Annotated in this window: 18 protein-coding genes, 1 pseudogene and 1 riboswitch; of the genes and pseudogenes, 13 read left to right on the top strand and 6 right to left on the bottom strand. The window is 55.9% G+C overall.

What is annotated here, in order from left to right; all coding sequences use genetic code 11:
- A pseudogene (locus Q0O07_RS06645) lies at positions 1-109 on the top strand (IS481 family transposase); the annotation flags it as partial.
- A 105-nt stretch (positions 110-214) separates the two neighbouring features.
- Here Q0O07_RS06645 and Q0O07_RS06650 read toward each other — a convergent pair.
- Complete coding sequence (locus Q0O07_RS06650; RefSeq protein ID WP_295491840.1) at positions 215-439, bottom strand: hypothetical protein; 225 nt, start codon at positions 437-439, stop codon at positions 215-217.
- Positions 440-642: 203 nt separating this feature from the next.
- The gene (locus Q0O07_RS06655) at positions 643-939 is read right to left on the bottom strand and encodes a hypothetical protein (protein ID WP_295491842.1); all 297 of its coding nucleotides are present in this window, start codon (positions 937-939) and stop codon (positions 643-645) included.
- A gap of 536 nt (positions 940-1,475) precedes the next feature.
- Here Q0O07_RS06655 and Q0O07_RS06660 point away from each other — a divergent pair.
- The 6 genes from Q0O07_RS06660 (at position 1,476) to Q0O07_RS06685 (ending at position 7,028) form a co-directional block, all read left to right on the top strand.
- On the top strand, positions 1,476-1,946 hold the full coding sequence (locus tag Q0O07_RS06660; protein ID WP_367271055.1) for a fasciclin domain-containing protein: 471 nt from the start codon (positions 1,476-1,478) through the stop codon (positions 1,944-1,946).
- A gap of 1,159 nt (positions 1,947-3,105) precedes the next feature.
- Positions 3,106-3,789 (top strand): 7-cyano-7-deazaguanine synthase QueC, encoded by a 684-nt coding sequence (queC, locus tag Q0O07_RS06665; protein ID WP_295491843.1) that lies wholly within the window; start codon positions 3,106-3,108, stop codon positions 3,787-3,789.
- On the top strand, positions 3,786-4,424 hold the full coding sequence (gene queE, locus Q0O07_RS06670; protein WP_295491845.1) for a 7-carboxy-7-deazaguanine synthase: 639 nt from the start codon (positions 3,786-3,788) through the stop codon (positions 4,422-4,424). Before queC ends, queE begins: the two co-directional genes overlap by 4 nt.
- Before the next feature lie 70 nt (positions 4,425-4,494).
- Positions 4,495-4,842 carry a hypothetical protein gene (locus tag Q0O07_RS06675; RefSeq protein WP_295491847.1) on the top strand — a complete coding sequence of 116 codons (348 nt, stop codon included), beginning with the start codon at positions 4,495-4,497 and terminating at the stop codon, positions 4,840-4,842.
- A gap of 46 nt (positions 4,843-4,888) precedes the next feature.
- On the top strand, positions 4,889-6,235 hold the full coding sequence (locus Q0O07_RS06680; protein ID WP_295491849.1) for a TldD/PmbA family protein: 1,347 nt from the start codon (positions 4,889-4,891) through the stop codon (positions 6,233-6,235).
- The gene (locus Q0O07_RS06685) at positions 6,228-7,028 is read left to right on the top strand and encodes a 3'(2'),5'-bisphosphate nucleotidase CysQ (RefSeq protein WP_295491851.1); all 801 of its coding nucleotides are present in this window, start codon (positions 6,228-6,230) and stop codon (positions 7,026-7,028) included. Before Q0O07_RS06680 ends, Q0O07_RS06685 begins: the two co-directional genes overlap by 8 nt.
- 191 nt (positions 7,029-7,219) lie before the next feature.
- On the opposite strand, the gene Q0O07_RS06690 is transcribed toward Q0O07_RS06685, so the two are convergent.
- The 4 genes from Q0O07_RS06690 to crtY form a co-directional block, all read right to left on the bottom strand.
- A complete protein-coding gene (locus tag Q0O07_RS06690) occupies positions 7,220-8,152 on the bottom strand; it encodes a phytoene/squalene synthase family protein (protein ID WP_295491853.1) in 933 nt (310 codons plus the stop codon).
- A gap of 64 nt (positions 8,153-8,216) precedes the next feature.
- Positions 8,217-8,798: a TIGR00730 family Rossman fold protein gene (locus Q0O07_RS06695; RefSeq protein ID WP_295491855.1), complete on the bottom strand. Its 582-nt coding sequence runs from the start codon at positions 8,796-8,798 to the stop codon at positions 8,217-8,219.
- The gene (locus tag Q0O07_RS06700) at positions 8,795-10,282 is read right to left on the bottom strand and encodes a phytoene desaturase (protein ID WP_295491857.1); all 1,488 of its coding nucleotides are present in this window, start codon (positions 10,280-10,282) and stop codon (positions 8,795-8,797) included. Before Q0O07_RS06700 ends, Q0O07_RS06695 begins: the two co-directional genes overlap by 4 nt.
- On the bottom strand, positions 10,279-11,445 hold the full coding sequence (gene crtY / locus Q0O07_RS06705; protein WP_295491859.1) for a lycopene beta-cyclase CrtY: 1,167 nt from the start codon (positions 11,443-11,445) through the stop codon (positions 10,279-10,281). Before crtY ends, Q0O07_RS06700 begins: the two co-directional genes overlap by 4 nt.
- A gap of 184 nt (positions 11,446-11,629) precedes the next feature.
- Between crtY and Q0O07_RS06710 the strand changes: the two genes are divergently transcribed.
- From Q0O07_RS06710 to thiC, 6 genes are all read left to right on the top strand, one after another.
- Positions 11,630-12,688, top strand: a complete 1,059-nt coding sequence (locus Q0O07_RS06710; protein ID WP_295491861.1) for an MBL fold metallo-hydrolase — start codon at positions 11,630-11,632, stop codon at positions 12,686-12,688.
- A 24-nt stretch (positions 12,689-12,712) separates the two neighbouring features.
- Positions 12,713-13,447, top strand: coding sequence for a sterol desaturase family protein (locus tag Q0O07_RS06715; RefSeq protein ID WP_295491862.1), 735 nt, complete (start codon positions 12,713-12,715; stop codon positions 13,445-13,447).
- 37 nt (positions 13,448-13,484) lie between these two features.
- Positions 13,485-13,841 carry a DUF2141 domain-containing protein gene (locus Q0O07_RS06720; protein WP_295491994.1) on the top strand — a complete coding sequence of 119 codons (357 nt, stop codon included), beginning with the start codon at positions 13,485-13,487 and terminating at the stop codon, positions 13,839-13,841.
- A gap of 76 nt (positions 13,842-13,917) precedes the next feature.
- Positions 13,918-14,787, top strand: coding sequence for a MipA/OmpV family protein (locus Q0O07_RS06725; protein WP_295491864.1), 870 nt, complete (start codon positions 13,918-13,920; stop codon positions 14,785-14,787).
- 81 nt (positions 14,788-14,868) lie between these two features.
- A riboswitch (TPP riboswitch) is annotated at positions 14,869-14,975 on the top strand.
- Between the two features lie 75 nt (positions 14,976-15,050).
- Positions 15,051-15,230 carry a hypothetical protein gene (locus tag Q0O07_RS06730; RefSeq protein ID WP_295491866.1) on the top strand — a complete coding sequence of 60 codons (180 nt, stop codon included), beginning with the start codon at positions 15,051-15,053 and terminating at the stop codon, positions 15,228-15,230.
- Position 15,231: 1 nt separating this feature from the next.
- Positions 15,232-17,121, top strand: coding sequence for a phosphomethylpyrimidine synthase ThiC (gene thiC / locus Q0O07_RS06735; protein ID WP_295491868.1), 1,890 nt, complete (start codon positions 15,232-15,234; stop codon positions 17,119-17,121).
- Positions 17,122-17,145 lie beyond the last annotated feature (24 nt).

Consider the following 17,145-nt stretch of genomic DNA (forward strand, 5'->3'; position numbering starts at 1 on the left):
CGATCTCGAGGCCAAGCTCATCGAATGGGAGAACTTCTACAACTTCAACCGACCGCACGGTGCTTTCAACGGAAAAACACCCTATGAAGCCCTTCGCGAAAGGCTATAATCTCTCCCAGTCGATGTCCCGCTAGATCGTCAACCTTACAATCCGCGACCCGCAGGTCACGCTTAAACCAGACGATGTTGAGCGGCTGTTTCATATCATACCGAACTACGCCAAGACTTTGGAGATTTGTTCCTTGAACGGGAAGAAGCCCTTTTTCGAATGGGGCCAGAAATAGCTGTCATATTCTGGCGTGCCAGCCTCGCGCCCCTTCATCCCGTCACCAGCAAGAAATCTTACATGCCCGCGCATCGCAGCTTCTTCTGGTTGCCATGTTTCAGCAGCTACAGGGGTCGACAGTACGCAAAAAACAAAGACTGCAGGTCGAAACATAGCATATACCCCAAAAGATTCATGATGATCTATCGGTTTAAAATGCGGCGTGCAACAGTCACTCTGCGCCAATAAAATGTTGGTGGCGATGGCTCAAAGAAAGCGCCGTGCGCAGCCTTCGTCGGCAGCTATTATCGAACAACGTTTGTAACCGCACAGTCCGCTCCCAGCCCAATTAATGACCTTCCGCTTTGCGCACAGATCTAGTCGTGTTCCCCATCTGCCCTGCGTCCCGATCCTTTGCCAAAGACGCTTGGTTTGATAGTTGCCGTTGTATAGGTCGCAATCGTAATCGCTGCCGCACCGATTAAAACGACATGCCCGATCAGATTGAAAGCAAAGAATGTATAGCTTCCGATCGCAAGGCTAAATGCAAGAACCCACATGGCGCCTAACGCTTGAAGTACATAGTGCCGCGTTGAGATGTCAGGAATATGCCTGAGAGGGCTAACTTCGCTGTTAAATATGAAATTCCAAGCATGAACAACTAATTTTTTCATTTGTCTCTCCCTCAGCTACCGAATTACTGGAGTCTTATGCTCCTTTTATGACGATTTGCCAACGGTATCCCTGTCGGTATCGCTGTCCCCTGTGAAGGGTTGGAACGTGCCCTACAACTCGCAGCGAGAGTGTCCGATATACAGAGGTCAATAAGCTTTGACGCAACTGCACGGGCTGTCGAGTTACACCCACACACTGGTGCGCAAACGTTAGTAAACCGGCTGATCGAGGGATAGACGTTTGTCGAAATGGACATCGACAAGCCGGCGCAACTGGTGTTTTGAAGAAGATCTTGTGACCATTCAGAGTTGTTGCTCGGATCCTTTACCATGTCGGCTTACGCCCGAATATGGAAAACCTCCCGAAATGTGGAACATTTCCACATTGATTAAGTCTTTTCGTACAACTACCATCCGATAGCGCTTTAACTATAGGGTAAAGCGCCTTGGAACAGGAACACTCAATCATGAAGCGTACTAGCCGTTTAATCACCGCCATCGCATTGGCAACTTCAACCCTCGCCGGCACAGCGGTAATGGCTGACAACCACAAAATGGTCTCAACGAAAAATATCGTTGAAACCGCGTCAGCCGTTCCAGATCTGAGCACATTGGTCGCCGCTGTAACGGCAGCAGGCCTTGTCGACACGCTCGCAAGCCCAGGACCATTTACCGTGTTTGCGCCAACCAACGCCGCCTTTGAAAAGCTTCCTGCAGGTACAGTTGATACGCTCGTGAAGCCAGAGAACAAGGCAACCTTGACCAAAATCCTGACCTATCATGTGGTTGCTGGTAAATTGACTTCCACTGATATCGTGGCGGCCATCAAGGCGGGCGGTGGCAACGCTACGCTGACAACCGTTGCAGGCGAAAAGCTGTCCGCGCGTTTGTCGGGTAACAGCGTCGTCATCACCGATGGCAAGGGCGGACAGTCTACCGTGACCGCCGTTGACCTGATGCAGTCAAACGGCGTTGTCCACGTCATTGATGCCGTGTTGCTTCCTTAATTGGTACTTGGGTGCCGGTCGCTTGACCCCCCCGTTCAGCGCCGGCACCCTTTATATACGCTTGCGTGCCAGACGCAGAGCCGATGGGCAACATGAGTAAGTCTGTGTGAATTACGGAATGGCGCCGACAGGTGGGTAACCCCCAAAAACCCTTTCCGCAAAAAACGCCGTCGCACCAGCCTGCGCTGGGGCGACCATAACTCCGCTCACAGGCGGGTTAACCGCAAAATTGACATGTATCGAATTTTCGTTAACCTTCTCTAATCGCATGTTTTTATAACAGTTGATCGGAGTGTTTCGCATCATGTTACGCAGCAAGGCAATAGCGGACGCAACGCAGGGCTATGTCGGCGAAGGATAATTCCAATGAAAAATTTTTTACAGGGATTGTTACAGGGATTTCGCCACGAATTGTGCAGAGAGGCCAAGATCATCCCTCCGGCCTCTCTCCTTATCGGCGGGGCTTTAGCGATATGCGTGTTGGTAAACTAGCTGACCTTGGTCGCCACTAAAGACATGCTTTTTGTCTCGTCCGTGACCGAATTACGGTGACAATTGCGATAACCCCATAGCGCGTCATCCTGGACTTGTTTCAGGATAACAGGCGACTGTGGCTCGTTATCCTGAAACAAGTTGTGCTCTGCACGCCTACGGCTCCAGGATGACGAAAGGGTGGGGAATATCGGTGACAATTGCGTCATCCCCGAAATAACCCGTTCAGCAAAAACGCGGTCGCACTAGCCTGCGCTGGGGTGAGGGGATGACTTTGGCGAAGACTCTCGCAGGCAGGCGGGGGCGTTGAGACCATAGCAAACTCCCCTCCCGCCTGCGGGAGGGGTCGGGGGAGGGGCGAGCCGCAGGCGAGTGCGAAAACATTGAAGGCAGATGCCCTCCCCTAACCCCTCCCGCAAGCGGGAGGGGAACTAAGTCATCCCCGAAACGACCCGTCATGCTGGAGCCGAAGGCGTGCAGAGCACAACTTGTTTCAGCATCTTATTATTTCTTCGCGGCGGTGCTTAAGTAAGATCCTGAAACGCGTTGTGCTCTGCACGCCTTCGGCTCCAGCATGACGGAAGGGGTTGTTTATAGAGATCGCGAAAACCCCACCTCCACCAACGCAGTCTCGACTTTGCCCATGACCAGCGGCTATGGGGGCGGCATGAGCACACATACTAAATCCGCAATCGTCCTTTTGTCCGGCGGTCTTGATTCCATGGTTGTGGCCGGATTGGCGCGCGAGGCGGGCTATGATCTGATTGCGTTGACCATCGATTATAATCAGCGCCACCGTATTGAACTGGACAGCGCGGCGCGTATTGCCGCGCATTTGGGGGCAAAGGAGCATATTGTATTGCCGTTGGACCTGACGCGTTTTGGCGGGTCGGCCCTGACGGCGGATATTGATGTGCCCAAGGAAGGCGTGGAGTCCGGCGCAATCCCTGTGACCTATGTCCCGGCGCGCAACACTATATTCCTGTCCTTATGCTTGGGTCTGGCCGAGGCGCGTGATGCCCGTGATCTGTGGATTGGGGTCAATGCGCTGGATTATTCAGGCTACCCCGATTGCCGCCCCGACTTCATCCGCGCGTTTGAGGCAACGGCCAATTTGGCGACCAAGGCAGGCGTCGAGGGCGACCATTTCACCGTGCACACGCCGTTGCTGCATATGACCAAGGCTGACATTGCGCGGGAGGCTGCACGGCTTGGACTGGATGCGGGGATGAGCTGGTCCTGCTATGACCCAAGCCCCGATAATAAGGCCTGCGGTCAATGCGATGCCTGCCGTCTGCGTGCGAAAGGCTTTGTTGATGCTGGCCTGCCTGACCCGACGGTTTATGCATGAGCTACGCGGTTAAAGAGATTTTCCTGACCTTGCAGGGGGAGGGCGTGCATGCGGGCCGCCGCGCGGTGTTCTTACGCTTTTCGGGCTGCAATTTGTGGACGGGGCGAGAAGCCGACCGCGCCAGCGCCATTTGCCAGTTTTGCGACACTGATTTTGTCGGCACCGACGGCGAAAATGGCGGACGCTATGACGCCGAAGGGCTGGCAGCGAAGGTCGCCGAGCTGTGGGGCGATGGCATGGACAGCCGCTATGTCGTGATTACCGGCGGCGAACCCATGTTGCAGGTGGATGACGGGATCGTCGATGCGCTCCATGCCCACGCTTTCCAGATTGCGATTGAAAGCAATGGCACGATAATGGTGCATCCCGGCATTGATTGGGTATGTATCAGCCCAAAGGCGGGATCGGACGTCATTCAACGCACTGGCGACGAATTGAAATTGGTGTGGCCACAACCGACAAGCGACCTTGATGCCATGGAACAATGGCAATTTGCCCATTTCCTCATTCAGCCCATGGACATGGGAGATGCCGCGTTGAACGCAACCAGCGTATCAGAGGCGACGCGTTTCGTCATGGCGCGTCCAAAATGGCGTTTGTCATTGCAAAACCACAAGATTCTTGGGCTACCTTAAGCACCTATAAATTTGCTTGAAACATCTTCCTGAACGTGACAGTCTTGTGACAGGGAAGAGGAGAGAGAAAATGGCAAAAGCCCAAGAAGCGCATCTGCGCGCCTATAAAAGCTATGCAAAACGCATATCTGACCATGTCGCGATTGCGTTAGTTGTCTACACATTGGCACTGATATTTTTGGTGACGCCGACAATTGAATCGCGCGGCATGTCGATTTTGCCTTATTTTGTCTTGGTCCTTTTTGTCGCTGCCGTCATCCCCTTGTGCCGAAATTTGGAACGGCGTTGGCAGGCACTGTGCGCGACCGCCCGTCCAGACGATGGACTTGAAACGCGATATGTCGCTGATCGTTTGAAATTGTGGGTCGCCGCGATTGCCATTCCGGCTGTGTTGGCGGTGCTATTCACGGTTTTTTGAAGGCCGCTTGATTGACGCTGTAACGGCCCGCGCCTAAGCGGGAATCATGCTGACACCACAACAGGCGCTTGATCGCGCGCAAAATCTTGTTTCCCAAGCCATGAAGGCAGGCGCTAACGCGGCCGATGCCGTCTATGTCTGCGATGCCTCGACTGAAGTGCAGGTGCGGCTGGGCCAGTTGGAAGATGTGGCCCGATCCGAAGGCGAAGATATTGGCCTGCGTGTGTTTGTCGGCCAACGCTCCGCCACCATTTCCTCATCCAACATGAACCCCGACATTCTGGCAGGGCTGGTGACGCGCGCCATCGACATGGCAAAGGAAGCGCCGGAGGACCAATATGCTGGCCTCGCGCCGCAGGATCGTTTGGTGACGGGGGCTATTCCCGACTTTGATAGCGATGACGGTCTTGACCCGGACCCAGCCCATCTGCGTGCAGCGGCGTTGGAATGCGAAGACGCGGCGCGCGCCGTGCCCGGCGTCACCAACAGCGAAGGCGCGGGCGCCAGCGCTGGACGCAGTATCTTTGCGCTGGCCACCAGCCATGGTTTTGCGGGCGTCAAATCTGGTTCGGGCTATGGCATGTCGGCCAGCGTGCTGTCGGGCGATGGTGATGCCAAGGAACGCGATTATGACTGGCGGTCTGCGCGACATCTTGCTGACCTCGACAGCCCATCCAACATTGGCACCCGCGCCGGCGAGCGCGCGGTCAAACGTTTGAACCCCGGCACGGTCAAAAGCGGTCAGATGCCTGTGGTGTTTGACCCACGCGTCGGTGGATCATTTGTCGGCCATTTGCTTGGCGGCATTAGCGGCTCGGCAATCGCACGGAAAACAAGCTTCCTGCTGGAATCGCTTGGCGCTCAGTTATTCGACAGCAGCATTTCGATTATCGATGACCCGCACCGGATGCGCGGCCTTGGTTCACGGGCCTTTGATGGTGAAGGCCTGCCCACGGCGCACCGTTATATCATCGAAAAGGGCGTGTTGACGGGTTGGTTGATGGAAAGCGCGTCGGCGCGGCAATTGGGGCTGGAACCCACGGGCCACGCCAGTCGCGGGATCAGCGGTGCGCCAGGTGTCAGCCCATCCAATGTGCATCTGGAGGGCGGTAGCGTCAGCGTGTCGGAGTTGATCGCTGATATCAAACATGGCGTGTATATCCATGAACTGGCAGGGCAAGGCGTCAACCCCGTCACGGGCGATTACAGCCGGGGTGCAGCGGGCTTCCTTATTATCAACGGCGAAATTGCAGGGCCAGTGAGCGAATTCACTATTGCGGGCAATTTAAAGGATATGTTTGCGGGCATGACGGCGGCCAATGACCTCGCATTCACACGCAGCATGAACGTGCCGACATTACGCATCGATGGCATGATGATCGCAGGTGCCTGAACGGCAACTTGACCGCGCCGCCGTTGTCGCTGCCACGCAAGAGGCTGCGGCATTGGCCTTTGCCAGTTGGCGCGAGGGCGCGGCGGCCGATACCAACGTGTGGGACAAGGGCCAGAATAACCCTGTCAGCGATATCGACATGGCGGTTGATGCGTTGCTGACGAAACGGTTGCGGGCCATTTTGCCTGAAGCGGCGTGGTTGTCGGAGGAAACCGTCGATGACCCGTCACGGCTGGACACGCGGCTGTTATGGTTAGTCGACCCCATTGACGGCACCCGCGATTATGTGCGTGGGCGTAGCGGATATTGCGTGTCGGTGGCCTTGGTGGCCGATGGCCTGCCGGTCTTCGCCGTCATGGCAGCGCCTGCGCAAGGTAAAGTCTGGGTGGCGGCGCATGGGGAAGGCGTAACCTGCAATGGAGAGCGGCTGGTGGGCAGTAGACGGCTCGACTTCACCGGATCACGCGTGCCGGCCGATGATTTGCCAAAATTGGATGCGGATCTGGTGACGGTGACCAAGCCCAACAGCATTGCCATGCGCATGACGATGGTCGCCTGCGACCGTGCGGATCTTGTCGCGACGTTACGATGGGGCAATGAATGGGACATCGCTGCGGCGCATTTGGTGGCGCAGGAGGCAGGCGGGGTTGTGACTGACGCCTTGGGGCGGCCTATACGCTATAACAAACGCGAGCCGCTGGATTTCGGCTTGATCTGCTGCGCGCCGGGGATCCATCAGGCGGCGGTGGAGCGCCTGTCGGGCAGGGCGGCAGCTATCTTATCGTCATCCTGAACTCGTCAGGGGAGATACACCTAGATCACGCGTCATCCTGAACTTGTTTCAGGATCTTAATTCTGCGACGTTGGAAAAGTAAGACCCTGAAACAAGTTGTGCTCTGCACGCCTCTGGCTCCAGGGTGACCGACAGGTGGGGTTGCTGTCCGGATGCTGCTTTCGGCTGTCAGAATGCTGCTTTCGAAAGCTCTACCGCGCCCGCGTCCATAAAGCATCGCGGTTCGTATATCGGGGATTGTTCGCGACCGCGTCGACAAACGCCTTGCGTACCCAGCGGAATTTCTCTGGTCGGCTGGTGAAAATCCTTTGGTCCCAAGCCTGCGCATCGGCGGCACGAACCTTGCGTGCGATTTCGCCATAAATCCCGGCGGCTGACAAAACCGCCCAGCGGGCACGCAAGGGCAAATGCTTGGCACCAACACGTGCTGATGCCTCATATTGTTCAGCCTCATCGGCGAGCCAACGGCCCATCAGCGCCAGCTTCTTGCGGTTATGCGGTTTCATATGCTCGCCGGGCCCGATATCGAGCATCGCGAGCCAGTCATCGGGCAAATAGCAGCGGCCGGCGGCGTCATCCTCGGCAATGTCGCGGGCGATATTGGCAAGCTGAAAAGCAAGGCCAAGGTCGCAGGCCCTGTCGAGCGTGGCGTCATCATCAGCGGCTACGCCCATGACGACTGCCATCATCACGCCAACCGCGCCTGCGACATGGTAGCAATATTGATACAGGTCGCTTTCGCGGCGCGGGTGCCAGTCGGCAGCGTCGAGCGCAAAGCCTTCGATCACATCCTCTGCCATGCGCGGTGTGAGGCCACATTCGCGTGCGACCACGCCCAAGCAGTCAAAGGCTGGCTCGCTTGTGGGCGTTCCGGCGAGTGCCATTGCGGTCAATGCGCGTATCGCTTGCAACCGCGCCTGCGGGTCTGTGACCGCTTCCATAGCGCCGCCATGGTCTTGCCCATCGGCCATATCATCACATTTGCGACACCATGCGTACAAAAGCCAAACCCGTTCGCGCGTTGTCCGGTCGAACAGGCGGCTGGCAAAGCGAAAGGATTTTGACCCCCGCGAGATGCTCTCTTGCGCAAAGGCGACGAGTGCGGGGCGGTTTAATTCAGCCATAGCAAAACCTGTGGCATTTCCGCGGGCGCGGGCATGACAAGATGGAAGCTTGTGCGAATGCCCGTCACAAGTCATCCGCCTTCATCTGGAAAATCGTTTTGTGCGGCACATAAGCCGCCATTTTGTCCAACAAGCCATCCAGATAATCATCGACAAGCATGATTCCGGCATGTTGTGGCCTGATGAAGCCAACGTCGATCATATTCTGGTTAAACGCGATTAATTGGTCATAAAACCCGGCGACGTTCAAAAGGCCAACGGGTTTTTGGTGATAGCCAAGCTGTGACCAGCTAATGGCTTCCCACAATTCATCCATCGTACCCACGCCACCGGGAATAGTGATAAAACCATCGGACAAGTCGGTGAAGCGTTGCTTACGCTCATGCATGCCCGATACGACATGCAGCTCGGTACAACCCTTGTGCGCGACTTCTGCGCCGACCAAAGCCTCTGGGATAATGCCAATCACTTTGCCGCCTGCTTCCAGCGCGCTATCGGCCACTGCGCCCATCAGGCCCAGCCGTCCGCCGCCATAGACAACGCCAATGCCGCGTTTGGCCAACGCCTTTCCGACTTCGCGGGCGACGTTAATATATATGGGATTTTCCGGCGTCGCTGACCCGCAATATACTGCAAGGCGTTTCATGAATGTGGGTCCTCTAACATTAATGTCGCCGTGGCCTTTGCGCTACCTACAACACCAGGGATGCCAGCACCAGGATGCGTACCTGCGCCGACAAAATACAAGTTTGATATCGCGTCATCACGGTTGTGTGCGCGCATATAGGCCGATTGCCAGAGCACCGGTTCAAGGCTGAACGCGCTGCCCAAATGTGCGGAGAGGTCGCGGCCAAAATCGGCTGGCGTATAATGGAACTGCGTAATGATGCGGCTGCGGATATCGGGGATTAGGCGGCGTTCCAGCTCGTCCAATATCCGTTCCTTCATCGCCTCACCCACATCGCCATCCCAATCATGCGGCGCTTTGCCCAAATGGGCGACGGGCGCGAGGACATAAAAGGTGGAGCAACCTTCGGGCGCAAGGCTTGGGTCGGTGACGGTCGGGTGATGCAAATAAAGCGAGAAGTCCTTGGGCACGATACCATATTTAAAGATATCGTCGAGCAACCCCTTATAGCGCGGGCCGAACAATATCATGTGGTGCGGGATACCCGGCCAAGTGCCCTTTATGCCCAAATGCAGTACGAACAAAGAAGGCGACCAGCTTTTACGGCGCAAGGCGTTGCTTGCCCGTTCGCCGCGCTTGTTGCTGGATAACAGATCCCTGTACGTGTGCATCACATCGCCGTTCGATGCCGCCATGTCGCAATCCATCCGCCAACCCGATTTTGTCCGCACGCCTATGACCTTGTCACCGCGTGTTTCAATCTCTTCGACCGCATCGTCCAAACGAACTGTCCCGCCAAGACGTTCGAAATGCGTCACCATGGCATGTACGAGGCGGTTTGTGCCGCCCTTGGCAAACCATACACCGCCTTCTTTTTCGATGGTGTGGATGAGCGCATAAATTGCGCTGGTGCTCATGGGATTGCCGCCCACGAGCAAAGTGTGAAACGACAGAGCTTCGCGCAATTTTTCATCTTTGACGTAGGAAGAGACAATCGAATAGACCGAGCGCCATGCCTGATATTTCATCAACGCCGGTGCGGCTTTTATCATCGAGGCAAAGTCGAGGAACGCAACAGAACCCAGCTTTTGATAGCCTTGTTGATACACGACCTTTGAATATGCGAGAAACTTGCGATAGCCCTCAACATCGTCGGGATTTAATTTCTCAATCTCTGTCTTCAGGCCCGGCGCATCGTTGGAGTAATCGAAATTCGTGCCATCCGGCCAGTTGAGGCGGTAGAATGGGAATACGGGCATCAATTCGATGTCGTCCGCCATTTCATGGCCGGACAGCGCCCATAATTCTTCTAAGCAGGGCGGGTCAGTGATGACGGTGGGGCCACCATCAAAGGTGAAGCCATCCTTCTCCCAATAATATGCGCGGCCACCGGGCTTGTCCCGCGCTTCGACGATTGTGGTCGATAAACCTGCGGACTGCAGGCGAATGGCGAGTGCGAGGCCGCCAAAGCCAGCCCCGATGATGACAGCTGTCTTGGTCACCTTTTCTTGCTCAGGATCGCTTTGATCGCTCGCCTTATGGGAATGGGTGGCTTGCCGGAGAGGATGCGTATCATGTCCTTGATGGTCGTATTTCCAGCGTAAAAGCGTTCAATCAAACTGGGCTGCAGCCGGTAGAAGCGTTCCAATATCTTATACCGATTGGGACCATCTGCGCCGCGGAACAGCATGCGGTTCAACATGCGGAAGAATTTGCCCTTATGCCAATGCTCCTCGGACCGTTGACGCAGCGCAAGGTTCAGCTTGTCACCGTCTAGCTCAGGCTGCGCTGCAATGAAAATCGCGTTGCGCACGGCATCGGGTAGGGAGTAGCTGGTGACGGGTTGAAAAAAGGCGCCCCGCGCACCCGCCTTTGCGGTCCGGCCACTGCCACTATTCCAATAGCTTTCCAGATCGCCGCCCATGACAACCGGTAAAACGCCATTTTCCTCCCGCAGGATGCGTTCTACTTTCCAGCCTTTTTCGTCGGCATAAGCCGCAAGCCGTTGCCGTAAAATGCGCGGGTCATGGTCGGGCTTGTCGCTATAATATGTGTCTTCGACAAACAGCTTGTCCATGGCAAAGGGCAGGACGTAGACGAAACGATAGCCATCATGTTGGTCCACCGTGGCGTCCATGACGATTGGCTTAGTGATATTGTGCGGCTCGGACAATTGCATCAGCTGCCCCGTAAATTTTTGCCAACCGCAGTCGAGATGGTTCAAATCGCCAGCGCCGCGCACATCAATAACACCGCCTGCGTTAATCCGCTGCGCGCCGTCGAGCACCACGAGGCGCGGGGAAACGGCCTTCACTTCACGGCCAAGCATTAAGGACGATGCGGGAAGTTCCTTCCGCAAGACCCAATCGAGCCGTTCGGATTCGATGGTGTAATAAATATTATCCAGCGAACGGCTATGCGCGGGAAATTTCACGTCATAACCCGACCAGCCATAAGTGACCAAAGGCGCCGTCAGCCAGCGATGCGCAGGCAAAATGTCGCTCGCAAAGTAGCTCCAGATATGATTGCCGCCAAAGCTTTGACCTTGTTCGATGAGAACAACATCTAACTCGGGCCGCATCTTGGCAAGTGCCAACGCTATTAGCCCGCCGGATAGACCGCCACCAACGATAGCAACGTCGCATTTGATGTTTTCGAGTGTCACGCCACTGCCCTAGCGCAGGCATTTTGCAAGGGAAAGGGGCCTGCCATTGTAATGCACAGCTTTCTAACCCATCATTTTAACGAAAGGCAGGATGGATATTATTTTCTATATGCTATTCAGGCGCAAGATAGGTAGAACTGGATTATAGCGCGCAGCGAAAGCTGCTCCATAGGGGGGGATGAACATGCGGAAAAAATGGCTTTTGGGGGCGGTTGGGCTAATCGGGCTTGTCGGTGTGGCTGCTTATACGCAGCGCGACACAATCGCGATGGCGGTTATTAGTCGCGCCGCTGATGGCGCCATGGCGCGCAACGTGATGGCAGATTTACCCGCTGACCAACTGCATGTCGGTTTCTGTGGAACCGGTTCCCCCTTGCCAAGCCGTGATCGCGCCGCCGCTTGCACTGTGGTTATCGCCAATGGCAGGCTGTTCGTCTTCGACATGGGGGAAGGGTCTGGCGAAACATTGTCCCTGATGGGGATGCCGCTTGATAAAGTGCAGGGCGTTTGGCTGACCCATTTGCACAGCGACCATTTTGAAGGCCTTGGCCCATTTACCTTGCAACGCTGGGCTGGGACGAGCGCGAAAACCCCGTTGAACGTGTCCGGCCCCAATGGCGTTACCGAAATCACGGAAGGGTTGAACGCGGCCTACCGTATTGATTCCACTTACCGTGTTGCGCATCATGGCGAAGCTGTTGTGCCGCTATCCGGCTTTGGCATATTAGGTGCGGCCATCCAGCCGGGGATCGTTTACAACGCCAATGGGGTGCGTATCACGGCGTTTGCCGTCGACCATGACCCAATCACACCCGCCTTTGGCTATCGCGTCGATTACAAAGGCAAAAGCGTCACTATCACCGGCGACACCGCGTTTACGCCGAAACTTGCGGCTGCGGCCAAGGGGTCGGACCTGTTGGTGAGCGAGTTGCTTTCCCCGCGCATTGTCGAAACGCTCGCTAACAGCGCGCAAAAGGCTGGCATGGCCAACCGCGCCAAGATTTTTGACGACATCCAAAATTACCATATCAGCCCCGAACTGGCCGCCGACGTTGCCAAGTCGGCAGATGTGGGCATGCTCGCCTTCACGCATATTGTGCCGTCGGTCCCCAAATTGCTCGAGTTTGCGTTATTGGGTGAAGCGGGCAGCCGTTATGACGGGCCCATATCGGTCATGCATGATGGTGATGTTATCAGTATATCCGGGCCGAAAGCGTTCAAAACGCGCAATTTGCTAAAATAGTAGCAAATAGTCTAAGGTCATCAAATGGATAGCTTGCTTGTCTTGATTGTGTCTGCTGCGGCGATGACGGTGATTGTGGGAACGCGCTATTTGCTTGTCAGCGGTGCCTTTGCCTGGGCGACCAAAATCCGGGAACCCGGACTTTATACTGGCCTTGATAACCAGATTAAGCGAGAGATTGGCTGGAGCCTTGCCAGTGCCGCCATCTATGGCATTCCTGCCGGTATTGTGGCTTGGGGCTGGGACAATTTCGGCTGGACGCAGATTTACACCGATGTCGGCGCATTTCCTTTTTGGTATGTGCCTGTGTCGGTTTTTCTTTATCTGTTTGCGCACGATACTTGGTTTTATTGGACGCACCGCCTGATGCATCGGCCGTTCTGGTTCAAGGCCGCCCATGCCGTCCATCATGAAAGCCGCCCGCCCACTGCATGGGCGGCAATGTCGTTTCATCCGTGGGAGGCATTGTCGGGCGCATTCGTCATTCCCGTGCTGGTTTTCCTTATCCCCATTCATGTCGCGGCATTGGGCGCTGTGTTAACGATCATGACGATCATGGGTGTGACCAACCATATGGGGTGGGAATGCTTCCCCAAATTCATAGTGAACGGCACGCTAGGGCGTTGGCTGATTACAGCGACCCATCATCAAAAGCACCATGACGCATATCGAGGGAATTATGGTTTATATTTCAGGTTTTGGGACAAAATGTGCGGCACTGATATTGGGCTCGGCAATTGGAGCCGTCGCCCTCACTAGTGCGGCTGCGGCAACAACATCCCCCGCTACGCTTGAGGTGAGCATTTATGGCCTGCGCAGTATGAAGGGTAATGTCCTCGTCTGCTTAACCGCCAATCCTCGCTTTTTCCCCGACTGCAGTAAAGACCCCAAAAGCCTTAGCGCCAATGTGCCCGCGGGCGATTCTGCGCAGGTTTCCTTTCGCGGCCTTGCTCAAGGCACTTATGCTTTATCCATACTCCATGATGAAAATGGCAATGGCAAAATGGATATGGCCGTCTTTATTCCAAAAGAAGGCTTTGGTTTTTCGCGTAACCCCGCGATCGTCACTGGGCCGCCGAAATTTAAAACCGCAGCTTTTGCGATTGACGCTGCCGAAGTCAGCCAGCGCGTTAAAATGAAATATATGCTCTAACGCGCTTTGCTGTGATATCAGCGGAACTATCTGAACATTTGGATCGTTCCTATATCTGGTTTAACAGGAGCATTTGATGAGGATCTTTAATAGCTGCGCTGCCGCTTTGTGGGTTAGTGTCGCGCTTTGCGCACCTGCCTTTGCCCAAGACAGCGAAGCGCCAGCCGCCGAAATGCCAAATCGAAGCGTGTTTACAGGCGACTGGCTCACAATCGGTCTCGGCGCGGGCTATGGCCCGAGCTATGACGGGTCGGACCAATATGTCCTTTTCCCTGCGCCGCTCGCGCAAGGCAGTGTTGGTGGTTTCGACTTTGGCGCGCGTGGCCCGGGGCTGTATGTTGACCTCATCGCCGATAGCAACAGCGGCAAGGATGTGAAATTTCTCGCAGGCCCGCTGTTACGTTTCCGCATGGACCGCAACAATGATATCAAGGACCCCGTGGTCCGTTTGCTGGGCGAGGAAGATGTTGCGGTTGAGGTTGGCGCCACTGCTGGCATGTCCTTCTCCAGAATACTGCATCCCTTCGATACCGTGACCATTTCCAGCGACATTCAATGGGATGTCGCAGGCGCACATAAGGGCCGTATCATCAGCCCAAGCATTAGCTATGCAACACCCTTGTCGATGGCGATATTCGCTATGTTTAGCCTATCGGCAACGCATGTAGACAGCCATTACGCCGACACCTATTTCAGCATCGATCAAGCCGGCAGCACTGCGAGCGGCCTACCGGTATTTACCGCCAAGGGCGGCTGGAAAAGCTATGGCGCAAGCTTGCTTGGCGCGGTCGATTTATCCGGTGACGCCCGCGATGGCGGCTGGGGAATCTATGGTTTGATCAATTATTCCCGGCTCACCAATGATGAGGCACGATCCCCCGTCACGTCGCTGCGCGGCGACGCAAGCCAATGGTTTATGGCCGGCGGCGTCAGCTATACTTTTTGACGCGGGCGGCGAACATAAAGCCGCGCTTGAGCAGGTTTATCGGCAATCTACTGGACGCGCTGCGCTGTCTCACCTATCAATATAAAATCCCCGGGGAGTCGAACGACTGAGAGGTGGTGCTGAAATGCCCGCGACCCGCTGAACCTGATCCCGTTTGCACGGGCGTAGGGAGGTGAGACCGCAGCCAGTCCGGGGGACTGGCGAGGACCAAGCCCGGTCTTCACGCCAATCACTCTCCTTCACGATGTTTTTGGAGAGTGAGAATGGCCAAAATCAAACCAACCGATGACGCGATTGCAATTACAGCAGCACAGCTTGCCGCCTCTTTGATACAGATTCGACTTCAGCATCTTCAGGCGACCGATTTTGCGGCCCAAGAAAAACACCTAATGAACTATTACAAATGGGCAGTTGATCAGCTGGTCCATGAAAGGAACGCATAACATGGCAGACATTCCCGCACGCACCGAAATCGGCGTCACCACTGGCCCGATCCGTGGTTCCAAGAAAATCTATGTCGGCCCGCGCCGCGTTGCCATGCGCGAAATCTATCTCGACCCGAGCTGCGATGACGCCCCCGTCCGCGTTTATGACCCGAGCGGCCCTTACACCGACTCCGACGCGCATATCGACATCAGCATGGGCCTCCCCGAAATCCGCTCCGGCTGGATCCACGAACGCGGCGATGTCGAACAAGTGTTCCAGCGCGAAGTCCGCCCTGAGGATAATGGCCAGCTTGGCCCCGACCGCAGCGGCGGCGTTGCGCCATTCCCCAATGTCCGCAAGCAAGTGCTCCGCGCCAAACCCGGCATGAACGTCAGCCAGATGCATTATGCGCGTAAGGGCATCATCACGCCTGAAATGGAATATGTTGCCGAACGCGAAAATCTGGGCCGCGCGCGGCTTGCCGAATATAAACGCGATGGCGAAAGCTTTGGCGCGTCGATCCCCGATTATGTCACACCCGAATTTGTCCGCGACGAAATCGCCCGTGGCCGCGCGATCATCCCCAACAATATCAACCACCCTGAATCTGAACCGATGGCGATTGGCCGCAATTTCTTGGTTAAGATTAACGCCAATATCGGCAACAGCGCGGTTGCGTCTGATGTCGCGACTGAGGTCGACAAGATGGTCTGGTCAATCCGCTGGGGCGCGGACACCGTCATGGACTTGAGCACGGGCCGCAACATTCACGACACGCGCGAATGGATCATCCGCAATTCGCCCGTCCCCATTGGCACTGTGCCAATTTATCAGGCGTTGGAAAAGGTTGGCGGCGTCGCCGAGGACCTGACATGGGACATCTTCCGCGATACGTTGATCGAGCAAGCCGAACAGGGCGTCGATTATTTCACTATCCACGCGGGCGTCCGCTTGCCCTACGTTCCACTCGCGGCAAAGCGCATGACGGGCATCGTGTCACGCGGCGGTTCCATCATGGCGAAATGGTGCCTTGCGCATCACAAGGAAAGCTTCCTCTACGAACATTTCGACGATATCACCGAAATCATGAAAGCCTATGACATCGCCTATTCGCTGGGTGATGGCCTGCGTCCCGGATCGATTGCCGACGCCAATGACGAAGCGCAATTTGCCGAGCTCTACACGCTGGGCGAGCTGACCCACCGCGCATGGAAATCCGACGTGCAGGTGATGATCGAAGGCCCCGGCCATGTGCCGATGCACAAAATCAAGGAGAATATGACCAAGCAGCTTGAGGTATGCGGCGAAGCGCCGTTCTACACGCTTGGACCGCTCACCACCGACATCGCGCCGGGCTATGACCATATCACCAGCGGCATTGGCGCGGCGATGATCGGTTGGTACGGCACCGCGATGCTGTGTTACGTCACGCCAAAGGAGCATTTGGGCCTGCCCGACCGCGACGATGTGAAGGTCGGCGTGATCACCTACAAGCTGGCCGCGCATGCCGCCGACTTGGCCAAGGGCCACCCCGCCGCGCAAGTCCGCGACGATGCGTTAAGCAAGGCGCGCTTCGAATTCCGCTGGCGCGACCAGTTCAACCTCAGCCTCGATCCCGAAACGGCCGAGCAATACCATGACCAGACGCTACCCGCCGAAGGCGCCAAGACCGCGCATTTCTGTTCGATGTGCGGACCGAAATTCTGCTCGATGAAAATCAGCCAAGAAGTGCGCGAATTTGCGCGGTTGCAGAACCAGCCAGCCGAAGGCTTCATTGCGGCCGAGGAAGGCGGTTTATCCGCCGAAGCTTTAGCGAAGGCGGAAGAAGGCATGGCGCAAATGAGCAAGGTCTATGACGAAACCGGCCGCGAGTTGTACATGGGCGCTGGTGATCGGGAGCATGATTGAGGGCGATGTGTAAGTCAATGCTTG

The organism is Sphingorhabdus sp. EL138 (assembly GCF_945890115.1).
Lineage (GTDB): Bacteria > Pseudomonadota > Alphaproteobacteria > Sphingomonadales > Sphingomonadaceae > Sphingorhabdus_B.